Here is a 17,291-nt window from a genome sequence, read left to right as displayed (position 1 = left end):
AGCTGCGGATGACCTCACAGCGTTTACTTGTCTTGCAGTCCCTCTGGGCCATGGAGCGGCGGCAGCCTGACGGTTTCGAACGTTCTCTCGATGAAAACCTGGCGATGATACAGCAAGCGGGGTTCGACGGGATCTCTACGTCCTGCAATGATCCAGGACGCGTCAACCTGATCGCACGCGCTTTGAACGGTTCCGGGCTTGCAGTCGAGGGCATGTGCTTCCCGCAGACGATCGATCACTTGAAGTCTGCCATCGACCTCGCCAAGCAGATCAACGTTCTGCATCTCAACGTCCAGCCAGACATCCGTCCGCGCAGGGTCAGCGATTGTATCCCGCTGCTGGATGGCTGGATCAGGGTGGCGGAAGAGGCAGGCATGCCGATCTACTTCGAAACGCATCGCAACAGGATGACCACGGATCTCCTCTTTACTCTCGATCTGATGGACGAGGTGCCCGGGATGCGGATCCTTGCCGATTTGTCGCACATCCTGCTGGGTCGGGAGTTCTGGTATCCCATCTCGGACGAGGATGAAGCGCTGGTGCGGCAGGTGCTCGATCGCGCTTGGGCGTTTCATGGACGGGTTGCATCTCGCGAGCAAATTCAGGTTGAGATCACGTTTCCTCAGCACAGGATATGGCTGGATCTGTTCCTGGGGTGGTGGAAATACGGGTTCCGAAGCTGGCGAAAGCGCGCAGGCACGGGTGCCTGCCTTAGTTTTACCTGCGAACTTGGCCCGCAGCCCTATGCGATCACCGATCGGCAAGGCAAGGACACGACGGATCGTTGGGAGGAAGCTCTTCTTCTTAGGTCCCTAGTCCGTGACCTCTTCGATAGCGTGGCCAGTGAGGAGCAGGCTCTGCCTGCAAGAGGGGTGGCCATTTGAGTACTCATTCGACGATTGCCATTGTTGGCGCCGGCGAAGCTGGCACGGCAGCCGCCCTGGCGCTGCGCGAGCGCGGCTGGGAAGAGAGCGTGGTGTTGATCGGCAACGAAAGCAGTCTCCCGTATGAGCGCCCTCCTCTCTCCAAAGCAGTTCTGGTCGATGAGACGAGGCCTGGGCCGAAGACGATTGTGACGTCAGAGCGGCTTTCCGAATTGAAGATCGATTATCGCCACGGCTGTGAGGTGGTCTCGATTGATCGCACGGCCAGCATGGTGATTCTCTCGAATGGGGCCAAGATAGGCTATCATCGCCTCCTCTTGGCCACTGGCGCTCGTCCGCGTGACCTGAACGTGCCAATTGCTGAGGGATCAAGGGTCGCAACGCTTAGGTCGTATGAGGATGCCACACGCCTTCGCGAGTTAATCGGCCAAGGCTGCGAGATGGCTGTGATCGGCGGCGGCTTTATCGGGCTCGAGGTTGCTGCGAGCTCGATCTTGCGAGGCGCTTCGGTCATCGTCTTCGAAGCAGGATCGCGCATACTTTCCCGGGCAGTGCCAGTTGGCATAGCTGAACTGATCAGGGCCAAGCACGAGCGTTCTGGGGTACGGATCGAGACAACGGCAGTCGTTGAACGTATCGAGCTTTGTGAAGGACGCTCCTGCGTGGTACTGGCCGGGGGCCAAAGACATCTTGCCGATCTCGTGATCGTGGGGGTCGGTGCAACCCCCAACGTCGAACTGGCGCAAGCGGCGGGGCTCGCTGTCGACAACGGCATCGCGCTTGACGAAATGCTGGCCACATCGGATCCGCGCGTATTCGCAGCGGGGGACTGCTGTTCCTTTCCACATCGCCTTTACGGAAAGCGGATCAGGCTGGAAGCTTGGCGCAACGCGCAGCGGCAAGGGGTGATTGCGGCGGCGAATATGGTGGGCGAGGATCGTCCGTATGACGATCTCCCCTGGTTCTGGTCGGACCAATACGATGAGACTTTGCAAATGGTCGGCCTCTGCTGCGGCGGAGAAATCCCGGTCGTCAGAAGCCTAGGCCCGAGGGGCCAACTTCTATTCTCCCTTGTCGACGGCGGGCGCCTCGTGGCTGCTTGTGGGTTTGGAAGCCTCGGCGCCGTTGCGAAGGAAATCCGAGTTGCAGAGACGATCATTAGGCGGGAACTGAAGGTCGAGGCAGAGGCGCTCGCTAATCCGGCGCTGAACTTGAAGCAGCTTCTTTAGTGACTACTGCCGCGGCGCAGGTCACCCGGCAAGCAAGTCACCTGGCAAAAGGACATGCGCCACGCGGGCTACCGAATGCTCGCCCATTGGGCGTAGCGGCAATCCCTCGTCAGAGGCTGGATGCGGCGTTTGTCGAGCCAGGACGACCGTTGAGAAGGCTCGATCGATAGATCAACTTCGGGCCGGCGCGCCAGCGCTCCACTGTGCGCCAATATCCCTGCAAGCAAACGCAGACTACTTTGATACCGCGCTGAACATCATGCGCTGCTTTTCGGGACCTGGCGGCATCACGCTGGGAGCCCGATTGAATGTAGCAAGACCTACCTCGTTGAGCAAATACACTATCCCAATTTCAGATTGATATAATGCAATAATCATGAGAAGCTCTCAAGTGAAGCAATGGTGAGAACCCGCTTTCAGGTGGAACCATCCTGCATTTTCACGAGGAGCTTTGATGAGCATAGACTGGGAAGAAGCGATCGCACGTATGATGCGGCGGATCGAGAATACAGCTCAACAAGTTGGCGACGCCTATCCACATTGGGCAGATCCGGAGAGCGGCACCTGGACGACAACTTCAAACGGAGACTGGACCGGCGGCTATTGGCTGGGGATGCTTTGGCTTGCCTCGCGGAGTAACGGCGGCGAGCGCTTCAGAGATCTTGCAGAACGAGGTTGCGAGCGTCTTGAACCGCGCGTCTCGGCCGATACCGCGTTCAAGGCTGCGACCTTCTATTACGGGGCCGGACTGGGTTCGCTGCTCACCGGAAGTCACCGCGCGCGGACGCTCGGCCTTGCGGCGGCACGAGATCTGAAGCAACGCTACAACCATCACCTTGGTCTTGTGCCCCTTGGCGCGAATGCCGAGGAGGGCGCTGACGTGGGAGCCACTGCAAGCAGCGTCGACAGTTTGGTCGTCTCATTGCTGCTGTTTTGGGCCGCTCGAACTCTAGACGACCGCGCGATGCGCGAAGTGGCTGCCAATCATACGGATAAAGTTCTGACCGTCCATCAGCGTGAGGACGGATCCTTCATCCAGTCCTCCTCCCTCGATCCCGAGACCGGCAAGGTTCTCCGACGCTACACACACAAGGGCTTCAGCGAGAACAGCGTTTGGGCAAGAGCACAGGCGTGGGGCGTGGTGTGCTCGACGATCAGCTACTTTTCCGGCGGCGGAGAGGAGCGATGGCGTCAAGCCGCCATGAACGGGGCCGACTGGTGGCTCGCCCATGTGCCAGATGATTGCGTGTCGTACTGGGATTTTGACGCTCCTAAAGCGCCCAACGTCGAGCGGGACACTGCGGCGACCGCTTTTATGGCATCGGCTCTTCTAAAATTGAGCTCGATTGCGCCGACTGACAGTAAGCGGCGGCAATACCGTAGCGCCGGAGAACGCACCGCTTTGGCGCTGGTCGAACGATATCTCACTCCGGTTCATAAGAACGATAGCCGTCCAGCCGGCATGCTGGTGGAAGGATGCTTCAACAAGCGCGGGGATTCGAGAGCCGAGGACTACGTCAGTAATGCCGAATTGATCTTTGGTAGCTACTACTTGTTCGAGGCGCTTCATTTGCTAACCGGCAGGTTGCGGCCTGAAGAAATCTAAAATGGCACTCGCTGCTGGCGAAGGCCAGCGGCGAGCGCTCTCTGTGTCACTCTCGCGTTACCCCGGCCGAAATCCTTAAAGCGGCTTGGAACGGACCTAGGGGCGCATTTGACGGCTGGAGAGATCAAGGGTTTCTTGTTCAGCCGCTGTTCCACTGAGACCATTGCCTTTCCAGAGGGGAGCCGCCGATCGGCCGGACCTCTCTGGAGTGCCCTAACAAGACTGTTATCACTCGCCTACATAGATGCAGCCGCGCTTTTTAGCGATCTGATATACGACCACGCTGAGCAAAGCGACGAGCGACCCGTAGATTGGGAACATCCATGCCATGTCCTCGCGTTGCAACCATACCAGCAGGTAGGGCGTGGTACCGCCGAAAATTGTCACACCGATTGCGTAACCAAGGGCGACGCCTGTCGTTCTCACTGTGCGCGGCATCAAGGTTGTGGCTATGAAGTTGTAGAGAGCCATATTGCAGCCCACCATGGCCCCGCCAACCAGCATCACCATGGCGTAGGTCAGAAGGCTTTGGTGTGAATAGAGCAGCGTCAGGAAGAATGCTGGGATGAGCAGAAGGCGCATCAAGATGAACGCGCGCGAGGGCTTTATCTTGTCTGCAAACGCACCGATGGCAGGTGAAAAGACCATCCAGCAAAATCCCATGAGGGTCAGGATGCCGTACACCCACGTGCTGTTTTCCTTGAAAACACCATTGGCGATGTTGGGCAGGCCCACGTTGTACGTGTAGTTGGCGAGCTGCACCGAGCCGATCACCAAAATCACGGCCAGAAGCGACAGTCGCACATTCCAGAGCGCCTTCCAAACGCCGCCGGTGGTTTTCTGAACGCGCGACATCTCGTCATGATGCATAGCGCGGGCGATCAATGTTTCCGGGATTGCTTGGCGCAGGAAGAAGATGAGGACGCCAAGCAGGCCTCCGACCGCAAACGGCACTCGCCAAGCCCACTCGCGCATGACCTCGGGGGCGACGGCCGCGCTCACCAGAAAAGCGACGAGGCTTGCTCCGATCGAACCCAACATGATGAATGTACCGTTGATCAAGCCGAGATACCGCCCCTCCTCACCTGGTGGTGCCAACTCGATGGCGATTGCATTGGCGACGCCCGCCTCTGCGCCAGTGGCAAGCCCTTGCATCAGTCGAAGAATGACCAGCGCTGCAGTGGCAAGGGTCCCGATGTCCTTATGAGCCGGCAAGATCGCAATCAGGAACGAAGATAGCGCCATGACCGTAACAGCGATCATCATGACGCGTTTATGGCTGATGCGATCTGCGATAGGACCAAGCAAAGCCGCTCCCAGAGGCCGCGCAATGAATCCGGCTCCAAATACGGCAAATGCTCCCAGCAGCGAAACGACCGGGTCATTTGAAGGGAAGAAGTGGGGAGATAGAAAAGCCGCCATGAAGCCGTAGACTTGCCAGTCATACCACTCCAGCGCGACGCCTCCGCCCAGACCAATAGTCATTGATCTCGTTGCAACTTGCTTCTCGGGCTGAATGAAATCGATAGAAGGTTGGGCCATTGTTTGCATGGGTCTGCTTCCGCTCATTGGGTAAGACTGCTTAAGCCTTGCGCGGCAAGCGCGAATGCGCGCCGGCCTGTCGCTTGTTGGCCTGCTCAAGGCGCTGAGATTTCTGGCGGCACGCCCGTAAATGGACGCTGGCGCGATCGAAGGCAGCTGATCGGGCTTCCTTCATTCCAATCGTCTGTGTAACAGCCCGCGGGCGGGCTTATGTCCCAACTCCATGGTCCCTCCTGTAGCAATGCGCCCTTCTGCGGGACGCTTAAGTTTTTCGATTCAAGGCAGGCGGACAAACTCCTCCGCGCTGAGACGTCCGCTCGGCTTGGCGAGGCGAACGTTTCCTACTTTTCCGCGCAAACGATGCGAGCTGATCGAGTATCTGCTTACGTAAGCCGAACTGACCTGGAAAAGGTGAATGATGAGATCGTCTCGGGGCCGCCGCTTGGATCACAAGGACTTGCGCGGAAAGACAAAGGGGCTCGCGCGAGCGCGAGAGGGATGGTTGTAAAGGGCGCGGGCTGGCGAGAAGCTTGGCATGGACTGCAATATCGCCAGCCCAGCCGCTCCTCCCATGAAACCAGTAAATCGCCTCCACCGCTTCGTCTCCCATGACGGCCGGCATCTCTGTGCACTAGCCCAATATCGAGCGAGACCATCACAATGACGGGCCAATGTCAAGCAATAGACTATCTCAAATACAATTAGGATATATCAATCTGGTAGCCATCATTCTAGCTGAAGGATTGATACATCTATACGACTGAAATCGCTCATGAAATATTGGCACCCCCGATTAGCCAAGCACATTGACCTATCTCAATTTGAATGTCAGTCTGGCTTTGCCGCAATCAGCGCGGCTGGCTCTCACCTGGAATGGATCTCGTGCGCCTCATCCAATTTGTATCTCTGAACGGTTCTCGTCATGTCGCTGCGCTCCAGGCGGGCGACGGGGTCCCTGTGCTCGTGAACAATCGGACAAGTGTACGCGAATTAGCCTTGGAGGCAGCCCGCTCCCGGCTATCGCTTGCCGAATGCGTCCAAAGGTGCGGCTTCGGAGAGAAGGTCGATTACGATGCGATCATCCGCGAGAAGCGGCTGTTGCCGCCTCTCGACCACGCTGATCCTTCGCGTTGCATGATCGCGGTGACTGGACTTACGCACCTCGGTAGCGCCGAGTCGCGCGACGCCATGCACGCGAAATTGGCCGCAGGCGAACTTTCCGATTCAATGCGGATGTTCAAGCTTGGCCTGGACGGTGGAAAGCCTCCGCCGGGATCCATCGGGGTCCAGCCAGAGTGGGCCTATAAGGGTGATGGCTCCTGGGCAGTCGCACCTGAGCAACCCCTCACGTTGCCGTCCTATGCTGAAGACGGGGGCGAGGAGGCCGAAATTGTAGGGCTTTACGTCATTGGCGAGGGAGGCGACGTACTGCGTGTCGGCTTCTGCCTCGGCAACGAATACTCCGATCATGTGATGGAGCAGCGAAACTACCTCTACCTTGCTCATTCAAAGCTGCGCCAGTGCTCCTATGGTCCCGAACTCCTCGTGGGCGATCTTCCGGACGAGGTATCCGGAACGGTCCGCGTCTTGCGAGCTGGCGAAGCGATCTGGTCCGGAAGCTTTATCTCGGGCGAGAACAACATGTCTCATTCCATTGAGAATCTTGAGCACCATCACTTCAAATACCGCGCGTTTCGTCGGCCCGGCGACGTCCACGTCTATTTCTTCGGCGCGAGCGCCTTAAGCTTTTCGGCCGGCGTCAAGCTGCGCGGCGGTGACGCTTTCGAGATCGAATCTCCGGCTTTCGGGCGGCCATTGCGCAACTCGCTCATCGAGGAAAAGCAAACAGAGATCGTGAGGGTGCGGCCGCTATGAGCTTGATCTGGTGGACCAAAAATTGGGATAGCGAAAGCGCGGTATTCTGAGATAAGCAATCAAAATGCAGAAATGGCACCCTCACCTGCGGGCTGGCACCGCTCCCCTGTTCGTCCGGCTCGTCGAGGCCATCGAACACGACATCGCGGCAGGAACTCTTGCGGCAGGAACAAGGCTGCCTACCCAGCGTGATTTGGCAGAGGAGATCGGCCTCAGCGTCGGAACGGTCATCAAGGCCTATGCAGAAGGTCAACGGCGCGGCCTGCTTCTGGGGCACGTCGGCCGCGGGACGTTTGTCGCGTCACAGAGGCCGACCCCTGCGTCCGGTGGCAAGGTTGTCGATCTCAGCCTCAACATCCCAGGGCCGGCGTTACTGCCCAAGGTGCTAGCTGAGAGCCCATCTACGTTTCCAACGGCTGACATCTCCGACTACGTGGGATACCTCTCCCACTCTGGTGTTGCCGAACACCGGGCCCAGCTCGCCGGCCTATTTCGTCAATCGGGCTTCGAAGCCAATCCGGACAACCTCGTTATTACGAATGGAGCACAGCACGGGATAGCGCTGACCTTCAGCTCGATCTGCCAGCCTGGTGACAAAGTCTTCGTCGAGGCCGGCACTTATCACGGCATGAAGTCCTATGCTCATTTCGCAAAGCTCGACCTTATCGGGCTGCCGATGGATGGCGAAGGATTGCTGCCGGGCGCTTTCGACAAAGCGGCGGCAAGCGGGGCAGCGCGGGTGCTTTTTGCTATTCCCACCATCCAGAGCCCAACCGCGAGAATCATGAGCGCGGCACGCCGGCGAGAGATCGTGCGGATCGCGCGTAAGCGGGACATCCTGATCATCGAAGATGACGCATACGGCTTCCTGGACGAGACCAGCGAGCCGCTCGCCTCATTGGCGCCGGAGCGGACCTTCTATGTCAATACGCTGTCGAAGTGCCTGGCGCCGGGTCTGCGCATCGGAATGCTCGTCGCGCCCGAGCCTTATCTTTCGCAGATTCATCAATCTATGCGCGCGACCTGCTGGATGGCCTCGCCGATTTCAACCTTCATCGTATCCGAATGGATCCGCACGGGAACAGCCGCGCGCGTGAAGCAGTCTCTGGTCCAGGAGGCGAAGAAGCGCGTGAAGCTTGCCTCCCAAATCCTCCGGCCGCATATACGTGCAGATCATCCGGCCAGCTTTCACATCTGGATGGACCTGCCAAGCGACATTGCTCAACAGGTGGCAGCCCGTTCATTGCAACGGGGCGTCATCACAACGCCGCCCTCGGCGCTCGTGGTTGATCCCTCCTTGATCTCGGGGCTGAGGATATCGATCGGCGTTCCCGAAAACATCGAAGATCTCGAATGGGCGCTCCGCCAGGTCGCAGCTTCGCTCGAAGTCGGCAACGAAGCCAGCATGTCAATCATCTGAACGTGCAGAACTGTTCAACTCGGGCGCTTTCAGGCGGCCGCCATCACGCTCATGGTGGACCTCCATCAAACGCATAGGCTGTCTTCACAGTCGCATAGAACTCTGCAGCGTAGCGCCCTTGCTCACGTGATCCATAGGACGAACCTTTGCGGCCGCCGAAGGGCACGTGATAGTCGACGCCCGCCGTCGGCAGGTTGACCATCACCATGCCAGCCTCCGCGTTGCGCTTGAAATGGCTGGCATAGTTCAGACTTGTGGTGCAGATTCCGGAAGATAGTCCGAATGGGGTGTCGTTGGCGATCTCAAGGGCCTCGTCATAATTTCGCGCCCGGATCAGTGCTGCCACGGGCCGAAAATTTCTTCGCGCGCGACCCGCATCCGATTGTCGACTTCTGCAAACAGCGCGGGCGACAAGTAGAAACCGGGCGCATCGCGTTTCAATAGCTCGCCCCCAGCGACGAGCTTGGCCCCCTCGTCCTGGCCGAGGCGGATGTACATCAAGTCTTGCTCCAGCTGCTTCTGATCAACCACCGGCCCAATCTGCGTTCCTGGCTTGCAGGCGTCATCCACGACCAGCGCATCCATCCTTTCCGTGATAGCTGCCAGGAAGGCGTCGTAAATGCCATCTGTCACGATGAGGCGAGATGAGGCCGTGCAGCGCTGGCCGGTCGAAAAGAAGGCGCTGTTGATCGCGCATTCGACGGCCACCTTTAGGTCGGCGTCGTCGAGCACCACCATTGGATTCTTGCCCCCCATCTCCAACTGCATCTTCTTCATGGGATCGGCAGAAATGCAGGTTTGGGCAATGCGCCGGCCGGTCGACAACGAGCCGGTGAAGGAGATCGCGGCCACCTTCGTACTGGCGAGCATTGTTTCGCCCACGACCGAGCCGCTCCCCATGACGAGGTTGAAGACGCCGGGGGGAACGCCGGCGCGCGCAATGATGTCGCAAAGGGCGTTTGCCGAGGCGGGGACCAGTTCTGCAGGCTTGAACACGACGGAGTTGCCATAGGCCAGTGCCGGGGCGATCTTCCAGGCCGGAATGGCCATAGGAAAATTCCATGGCGTGATCGCCGAGCGGCTCGCGGGACATCTCAACGTCTATGCCGGCTCGCACGGAGAGCAGCTTCTCGCCGCTCAGCCTCAGGCACTCACCCGCGAAGAAATGGAAGATCTGGCCGGCGCGAGCGACCTCGCCGATCCCCTCCGGCAAGGTCTTTCCTTCCTCACGTGAGAGCAGGCGTCCGAGTTCGTCCTTGCGGGCCAATATCTCGTCACCCACGGCTTTCAGAACGTCGTGGCGGCTCTGGATCGTCGAACGCGCCCAAGCCGGAAAGGCGCCATGGGCCGCATCGATCGCACGCTTCGCCTCTTCTACAGAGGCTTGGGCGTACTCGCCTACGATGTCGCGAGTATCAGACGGGTTGATGTTCGCGACTGCCTTGGCTGCCGCAATCCATTCACCGGCGATGTAGTTCTTCGTCATCAGGCCCCCCGTCACCAAGCCTTGCAGAACGTCTCAGGACGTCCAACTGCGTCGGCACCTGCTTTTCGGCGGCAGGGAGTGATCCCCTTTCCGGCAGGTGCTGGCCCAAACGCCTGTTCGGCGCCTCGATTCGGCAATCGCATTCAAAGCCGGTTTCGCAGCGCATTGCAATATATCAATTTTATAATGGGATATAGTAATCTTGACGGCGACGATCGCGCGGCATAGTATCGAGCGTTCCAATCTGAGGGAAAGGCCTGTCGTGAGCGATAAAGCAACTGCCTCCGTAGCGCGTGGCGCCCTTGACGGCTTGATCGTTCTGGAAGTCGGCATGGTGATGCAGGTGCCGCTTGCAGGACAGGTGTTGGGGGATTTTGGCGCGGACGTCATCAAGATCGAACGTCCCCAAGGTGACATCACGCGCGGGCTTGATTTTGAGGCCACCCGCGTCGGCGGGATGAGCGCGTATTACGCTGCGATGGGCAGAAACAAGCGGACACTCGCCTTGGATTTGAAGAACCCGGCCGCCTTTGAGATCTTGCTGACCCTGGTCGACCGCGCTGACGTGTTGATGCACAACTTCCGCCCCGGCGTGATGGAGCGGCTGGGCCTCGGCTATAAGGATCTTAGCACACGCAATCCCCGTCTCATCTATGCTGCGGGGTTTGGTTTCGGGGAAACAGGTCCGCTTGCAGATCGTCCGGGCCAGGACATGCTGGCGCAGGCATTTAGCGGGTTGGCACGGGGAGGACTGCAGGAGCACCAGCCTCCGCAGCTGACGAACTCTCCTATTGTCGACTATGGCGCGGCGATGTCGCTCGTCCAGGGCATTCTTGCCGCCGTCATCGAACGCCAGACCTCGGGCCGGGGACAACTGGTGTCGACGTCGCTGTTCGATGTTTCGCTCGCTATGCAGCTGTGCGAAATCGCCAGCGAGAGCATCTATGGTGTGAAAACCGACTGGACGCGTCAGGCGATGCTCGTCAGGACCGCGGACGGTTGGGTAGCCGTTGTAATGCTCTTTCGCGACAACCCGCTTGGCCTGCTTTGCCAGGCGCTCGATCTACCGGACATAAGCACGCGGCCTGAACTCGCTACACGCGAAAAGCAGATCGAAAATCTGACCGCCATTCAGGAATATTGTGCGCCGGCTTTGATGACCTTGAACACTTCGGAGGTACTCGATCGTCTGGCTTCCGTGGATCTGCTCTGCTCACCTGTGAATGAAATTCCAGAAGCGATCAGCCACCCTCAGGCAAGCCAAAACGGCATCATGTGGCAGGTTGAGGTACCCGGGCGAGGAGTCGTTTCGCTCGCCGGACTGCCAGTCCGGCTCTCACGCACACCTCCAGCCGTCCGGATTCACCCCGCGCCGATCGGTGCCGCTACCGAGGAGGTCCTGACTTCCTTTGGCTTCTCGGAGCAGGCGATTCAGGAGGCTCGAAGCAGAAAGGCTTTCGGATAGCCCGCCCAAACCACAATGTGGTGTCTGTTTTTCCTGGCCTTGCTCGCACGATAGCAACCATATCAACCTCGGGTCCTCGGCAGCTTGCCCGGATGAATGGCAGCGAATTGTGTGCAACGCAATGATCTCTCCGAAGCTCGCTGCAAGCCAGCTTACGCAAGGTGCATCCCGATCCAAGTCGAGAAGAAGTTCTGGTTCTTCTCCCATTCTCCAGGAAGAATTCTCTCGTGATCCAAAAATCCGAACTCGTGCTATCCACTTCCCCTCTCCCGCACGTCCGCCTGCTGAGCATGAACAGGCCGGCGAAGCGAAATGCCCTGAGCAATGAGCTTATCGCGGCACTTGCATCGGCCTGCCGAGACGCAATTTTGGATGAGGACGTCCGCTGCATCGTGCTTTGCGGCACCGACACGTTCTTTTGCGCGGGCGCGGATATCAAGGAGATGCAACAACGCGGCTTCGAGGCCATTAACAATCTCGCCCGACGCAATGATTGGCGCGACCTCACCAACTGTCTCAAGCCGATCATAGCTGCCGTAGAGGGCGTTTGTCTTGGGGGCGGTCACGAACTTGCAATGCTGGCCGATATCATTATCGCAGGCGAAGGCGCGCTCTTCGGTCAACCTGAAATCAACATCGGCGTTTTGCCGGGTGACGGCGGAACCCAGCGGTTGACACGCGTGGCGGGCAAATCGCTTGCCATGCTGATGATCCTCACTGGCCAATCAATTTCGGCCCGTGCCGCAATGCAGGCAGGAATGGTCTCCGAGGTTACAGAAACGGGCCAGGCGCGGGCACGCGCGCTCGAGATTGCGGAAATAATCGCACAGAAGCCGCCTCGATCGACGGAGCTTGCGAAGGCTGCCGTTCTGGCCGCCTATCAAACGAACCTCGATGCCGGTGTGGAATTTGAACGGCAAGCGATCCGGGTTGCTTTCACCACTTCTGATCAGCAGGAAGGGATGGACGCTTTCTTCGAGAAGCGGCCCCCAAATTACCAGGGGAAATAGAACCCCTTTGCAGAATTCTGCTCTTAGGAACACAATACAAAGCGAGCAGATTTGCGAGCGCCGCACGAGAGCCGTCGGGCTGCTTGTGGTGCTGAGGCATTGGAAGCTACGATGGCCTAGCCGGATCATCGTTGATCGTCTCGATCACCCTGTCATCTTCGCTCCCGGCGAGAGCCACGAGTTCAATCGGCGGCGCAACCGCGTCGCTCTGAGCTAAAGCTGGCCGCCGGTTTGCTTCTGGTCGCAATGGTCGAATTGCATCGGTACTTAGATATTCTGGGTACGATTGTCCCGGCTGAGAATATCGGGACTGCTAGGAAGGAGAAATACAGACCGCCGCGCCGTATATGCTTCAGACAAGAGGGTGCCCAGTTGGATCTAGTCGATTGAGGCGAGCCAGTCGAAGCTCAGTCGTAAGGCGACTAAGACGATGCGGCATTTGCGACCGTCGACCTTACTCGTTCGCGCGGATCTGTGCGGTTGCAGTAATACATCTCAAAGCGGCTACCGGTTTCTTGGAATAACTTGTGACCTTCCAGCGCCCGTCGGTCACTCAGCGCAAACGCCAGTACGTGACTCGTGATCCCCCGAGATCCCATCGCGCTGTTGGAGCCGTAGCGAGGGGTGCAGATGCCGGGAGAGGCTACCACACTGCCGCTGTCGGGGCGGTGGGCGGAGTCACCATCAGCCGCCGCATTTGCACGTGGGGGACGCGTTAAAGAACCGAGAAGGAGCATGCGGCGCACTGTCGGAGTCACGACACACCCGTTCTACCTGAGACACGTGCCAGATGAGAATAAGAAGGAAACTCAGACTGACGGTTTTGGTATGCTTCTTGAACTCAGAAGCTGACCCGCCGTGTAATGCTCCATCCGAGAATAGGAAATGCTGCAATGAGCGCACCGAATTTGACCAAGCGAGCTAATGCCCTCGGAACCGACAAGGGGAATGAGGTAGGCGACGCCCACGGCTACACCAGCTTCTACTCTTTTCTGTTCGAAGAATTCCGCCAGCAACCTTTCACGATGGTCGAGATTGGATTACAACACGGAAACGGCTCTCTCGATCCCGATGTAGTGGTCGGTCGCAAGGTTGACGACATTCCGTCTATTAAGATGTGGCTGGAGTTCTTTCCCAAAGCCGAGATCATCGGATGCGACGTTGCCGATTTCAGCGCCTTTAAGATGGACCGGTTCCGTTTCGAGCGCCTTGACATGGGCGATACGGTAGCCCTGGAACGCCTAGCGAACTCGCTCCCGCCCGTAAGGATCATCATTGATGACGCTTCGCACGCAGCTTATCACCAGCAGCTTGCTCTAGCGAAGCTGTTTCCCATCGTCGAGCCTGGCGGTTTCTACTTTATCGAGGATCTACATACCACGCACGGGATTGCCGCACGATTGCCTTCCTGCAATTCAACTGAGACCGTAGTTGAGAAATTCGCTCAGACACGTCGGCTCGACATTCCGTTCCTGCCCGCGATCGAGCGTAGAAACCTCGAGACTACAATCAGGAAGATGTTCATTCATCGCGACGACAAGGGGGGTGTCAGCCGCTGGACCATGAAAATGGTGGGATTTGAAAAGTACTAAAGAGTCAACCGAACTTTCCCGCGACCAACATGCCTATCTAGTCGGCGGTCTTCGCTCGCGCACGTGAGACCACTAAAATGTTGATCTCAGAAATATGAATGGGTTCACAATGGTGGAAAAATGGCGATAGAGGTGATTTGCTGGCTGGAGCGGCTTGGCAATTCCCGTGCCTCGCTGCCGCGCGATACGGCGGCTCGAAGTCTTTGTGTTGGAGTTACAAGCTGCGGGCCGTCTAGCTACTTGATCGACGATCGCCAAGCTTTCTCGACAACAACGTTAGATTGAGGCCCTGGCTCTTTACGGACTTCAAGGCCAGGCTGTACAACGAATTCGCTGGCCATGAGCGACACGTCACGCAAGGCCTCGACAGGTGCGCCGACGACGACAATAAATTTGGAGAGGCTGCGCACCTCGAGCCGCCCGTCGACGTCAACATCGCGCCGAGTCGGCCAAATTCCTTCGTCCGCTTGGCCTGCACGCGGTAGCTCTCGATGATCGATGCATCAATGATCTGCGTGTTGCGGTACTTCCGCTGTTGACCGGAGAAGCCAAACCGACCGCCGAGTCCAGTTCGCGGCGGTAGGTCGGATAGCACCTCCCAATTGGCGTAGCGCATGCTTCTGTCCGAAAACACACTCGTCTGATGTCAGGAACCCGCCAAGCAGTTTGCGAACGCGAGAGTCGGCCGAGAAACCGCGAGGGATTCCTGCGATTTGCATTGGTCTAGATCGTGCACTGCGCTACGTGCGGCATCTAGTAATCGGATCGCCGCGCTGGGGTCACGCTGCTAGTGCCGAGACGGTCGTGGGTATGTGGAATGCAACCTTAGACCGACGTCGAGCGCGAGCGGTGCCAGAATCGATCCACGACGATTTCCTATTCGCATCTTTCTAAGTTCGATTCGGTCTTTGTCAATCGAATTGCCGGCATCAGACAAGGAGGCACTATGCGCATCTGCGGTATCAAGCTGACACATGACGGCGGGATTGCTCTTGTTGAGGACGGACGGCTTATCTTTTGTATCGAGCAGGAGAAACGGAGCAACAATCCGCGGTATCAAACAATCGACAACCTCGATGCAATCGTCGTCGCTTTGACCGAACACGGTCTGGATCCGCAAGAAGTTGATCAGTTCGTCATCGATGGCTGGGCGGGGGTGGCGGAGTCGCAGTTCCAGGTTCTCAGCGGGACGACACCGATCACTCTCAAAGGGGCGCCCTATGTTGAACGCCATGCCGACGGCCTTCTCACCTCGTGCGATGGCTCTGGTCTTAGGCTCGATGGCAGCGATTTCCCTTATAGAAGCTATCCGCACGTCACAGGCCATGTAGCCTCCGCATACTGCACCAGCCCCTTTGCCAAAGCTGGACAGCCCGCCTTCTGCCTCGTGTGGGACGGCGGCACCTTTCCACGTCTTTATCACGTAGAACATCGAGGCGCTCAGTTCATCGAATGCCTGTTCCCGGTGATTGGGCATGTCTATGCCGCCGCGGGACTTCATTTTGGACCGTATAAGCAGGCGAACCGCGCTAACTGGGACCTGGGTGGCCCCGGCAAGGTGGACCCGGGCGGTGCCGGCAAGCTTAACCTGGGTGTAGCCGGCAAGCTGATGGCGTATATCGCGCTCGGGTCTGTCATTGAAAACATTGTCACGGTCTTTGAGGAACTCTACCAGGAGCGCTTTGCGGCCGACACGAAACTTGCCAGTTTCCGTACAGACATTGAGAGCATGGAGTCCGCGCTTGCGGCTGTGCATGACTTCTTCGACGCCAGCGCGCGCCACCTAAAGGCCAGGGCCCCCGAAGATGTGCTGGCATCGTTTCATTGCTTCCTCGAGCGTCTCCTCGTCCGCAAAATGGCGCTTGCTTTGCAGCGGCATTCATATCTTGGGGCGCGCAATCTGTGCGTAGCAGGTGGCTGCGGTCTCAATATCAAATGGAACAGCGCACTACGTGCGACAGGCCTGTTCGATGCCGTCTGGGTGCCCCCGTTTCCGAATGACAGTGGCTCGGCAATCGGTGCCGCTTGCTGCGCAATGGTGGTGGAAAAAGGCTTCTCGCCGTTGGAATGGTCGGTATATAGTGGTCCAGCCTTGCAACGTCGAGATGTACCCCCCGAATGGAAGGCCGCGCCGTGTAGTCTGCATGAACTTGCGACCATTCTTGCCGGCAACAAGCCCGTGATTTTTCTTACCGGCCGCGCCGAGCTTGGGCCTCGGGCGTTGGGTAGCAGAAGCATTCTCGCCCCCGCGACCTCGCCGCGAATGAAGGATTATCTCAACGACATCAAACTTCGCGAACACTTCCGGCCAGTGGCTCCGATATGCCTAGAGGATCGTGCGCCGGATATATTTAGTCCCGGAACACCGGACCCTTACATGCTTTTCGATCACCAGACACGACCAGAATGGCGGGACAAAATCCCCGCTGTTGTACATCTCGATGGATCGGCGCGATTGCAGACGATTTGCAGGACCTCTCAGCACAAAGTCGCCGAGCTTCTCGTCGAATACGAAAAGCTCACAGGCATTCCGCTGCTTTGCAATACGAGTGCAAACCACCATGGACGTGGGTTCTTCCCGCATGTCGCAGCAGCCTGCGAGTGGGGACGCGTCGAGCACGTATGGGGCGACGGCATACTGTGGACCAAAGCTCGATAACCGTGCGGCGCGACAATCAGTGACAGTGCTTCCCAACCAGATTGTCGCGCTATAATAGCCTGTTCTAGAGGGCGCACAACGCAATTTGAGTAATACTCGGTAGAGCGGCTCCGGCGACGAATGCAGCCTCCCTGAGCGTCGCCCTCATCCAGCCGCCAGGATTTGACTTGTGTCGCAGTTGGCGCGAGCGATTAGTTTTTGTAAGGCGGCACGAGTACACCAACGTGATCACTTAGAGTTGCGGCATGGCCGCAATCTGACAGTGCAACGCAATACGCACGTGGCCTCGCTTGCCAAGGGAAACGCCAACTGTTTTGGCCGGGATCAGCACAATCCACGCGCTGTAGTAAGCGGATGTGTTCGGAATGGCTTGACGCATATCCGAGTCCGAAAAGAGTACGGCTGCTTTTCGGGTGCAGCAGTCGCAGGACCAACGGCCTATGAGCTTAGCAGGGTGCGAGTGGGCATCCTGGATCCCCGACCTCAGAGGATGACACCTGATACGAATGAAGTTCGCATAGCG

Annotated in this window: 10 protein-coding genes and 1 pseudogene; 9 read left to right on the top strand and 2 right to left on the bottom strand. The window is 58.1% G+C overall.

Annotated elements, in window-relative coordinates; all coding sequences use genetic code 11:
* Positions 1-8 precede the first annotated feature (8 nt).
* The 3 genes from XH90_RS36905 (at position 9) to XH90_RS36895 (ending at position 3,719) form a co-directional block, all read left to right on the top strand.
* Positions 9-884, top strand: coding sequence for a sugar phosphate isomerase/epimerase (locus XH90_RS36905; RefSeq protein WP_128955097.1), 876 nt, complete (start codon positions 9-11; stop codon positions 882-884).
* Positions 881-2,113, top strand: a complete 1,233-nt coding sequence (locus XH90_RS36900) for an NAD(P)/FAD-dependent oxidoreductase (RefSeq protein ID WP_128929753.1) — start codon at positions 881-883, stop codon at positions 2,111-2,113. The genes XH90_RS36905 and XH90_RS36900 overlap by 4 nt, the downstream gene beginning before the upstream one ends.
* Before the next feature lie 454 nt (positions 2,114-2,567).
* Complete coding sequence (locus tag XH90_RS36895; protein ID WP_128929754.1) at positions 2,568-3,719, top strand: glycoside hydrolase family 88 protein; 1,152 nt, start codon at positions 2,568-2,570, stop codon at positions 3,717-3,719.
* Positions 3,720-3,947: 228 nt separating this feature from the next.
* On the opposite strand, the gene XH90_RS36890 is transcribed toward XH90_RS36895, so the two are convergent.
* Positions 3,948-5,270 carry an MFS transporter gene (locus tag XH90_RS36890; protein ID WP_164934143.1) on the bottom strand — a complete coding sequence of 441 codons (1,323 nt, stop codon included), beginning with the start codon at positions 5,268-5,270 and terminating at the stop codon, positions 3,948-3,950.
* 873 nt (positions 5,271-6,143) lie between these two features.
* Here XH90_RS36890 and araD1 point away from each other — a divergent pair.
* Positions 6,144-7,136 (top strand): AraD1 family protein, encoded by a 993-nt coding sequence (araD1, locus tag XH90_RS36885; protein ID WP_128930170.1) that lies wholly within the window; start codon positions 6,144-6,146, stop codon positions 7,134-7,136.
* 64 nt (positions 7,137-7,200) lie between these two features.
* Complete coding sequence (locus XH90_RS36880; protein WP_128929756.1) at positions 7,201-8,556, top strand: PLP-dependent aminotransferase family protein; 1,356 nt, start codon at positions 7,201-7,203, stop codon at positions 8,554-8,556.
* Positions 8,557-8,605: 49 nt separating this feature from the next.
* Here XH90_RS36880 and XH90_RS36875 read toward each other — a convergent pair.
* Positions 8,606-10,042 (bottom strand): annotated as a pseudogene (locus XH90_RS36875) (aldehyde dehydrogenase family protein).
* Positions 10,043-10,244: 202 nt separating this feature from the next.
* Between XH90_RS36875 and XH90_RS36870 the strand changes: the two are divergent.
* The 4 genes from XH90_RS36870 (at position 10,245) to nodU (ending at position 16,768) form a co-directional block, all read left to right on the top strand.
* On the top strand, positions 10,245-11,507 hold the full coding sequence (locus tag XH90_RS36870) for a CaiB/BaiF CoA-transferase family protein (protein ID WP_128929757.1): 1,263 nt from the start codon (positions 10,245-10,247) through the stop codon (positions 11,505-11,507).
* A gap of 227 nt (positions 11,508-11,734) precedes the next feature.
* Positions 11,735-12,517, top strand: coding sequence for an enoyl-CoA hydratase-related protein (locus tag XH90_RS36865; RefSeq protein WP_232995601.1), 783 nt, complete (start codon positions 11,735-11,737; stop codon positions 12,515-12,517).
* 893 nt (positions 12,518-13,410) lie between these two features.
* A complete protein-coding gene (locus XH90_RS36860; RefSeq protein ID WP_128929758.1) occupies positions 13,411-14,109 on the top strand; it encodes a hypothetical protein in 699 nt (232 codons plus the stop codon).
* Positions 14,110-15,055: 946 nt separating this feature from the next.
* Positions 15,056-16,768: a nodulation protein NodU gene (gene nodU, locus XH90_RS36855; protein WP_128955098.1), complete on the top strand. Its 1,713-nt coding sequence runs from the start codon at positions 15,056-15,058 to the stop codon at positions 16,766-16,768.
* Positions 16,769-17,291: the final 523 nt, after the last annotated feature.

Source organism: Bradyrhizobium sp. CCBAU 53338, assembly GCF_015291665.1.
In the GTDB taxonomy this organism is placed as follows: domain Bacteria; phylum Pseudomonadota; class Alphaproteobacteria; order Rhizobiales; family Xanthobacteraceae; genus Bradyrhizobium.
Note: the sequence above shows the minus strand (reverse complement) of the source record. Positions and strands in the feature narration are given on the sequence as shown.

What these genes read in the sequence shown, in the direction of transcription:
- XH90_RS36905 (WP_128955097.1), top strand. Translation starts at nt 9, where the DNA reads ATGACCTCACAGCGTTTACTTGTCTTGCAGTCCCTCTGGGCCATGGAG.
- XH90_RS36895 (WP_128929754.1), top strand. Translation starts at nt 2,568, where the DNA reads ATGAGCATAGACTGGGAAGAAGCGATCGCACGTATGATGCGGCGGATC.
- XH90_RS36890 (WP_164934143.1), bottom strand. Translation starts at nt 5,270, where the DNA reads ATGCAAACAATGGCCCAACCTTCTATCGATTTCATTCAGCCCGAGAAG.
- XH90_RS36880 (WP_128929756.1), top strand. Translation starts at nt 7,201, where the DNA reads ATGCAGAAATGGCACCCTCACCTGCGGGCTGGCACCGCTCCCCTGTTC.
- XH90_RS36860 (WP_128929758.1), top strand. Translation starts at nt 13,411, where the DNA reads ATGAGCGCACCGAATTTGACCAAGCGAGCTAATGCCCTCGGAACCGAC.
- nodU (WP_128955098.1), top strand. Translation starts at nt 15,056, where the DNA reads ATGCGCATCTGCGGTATCAAGCTGACACATGACGGCGGGATTGCTCTT.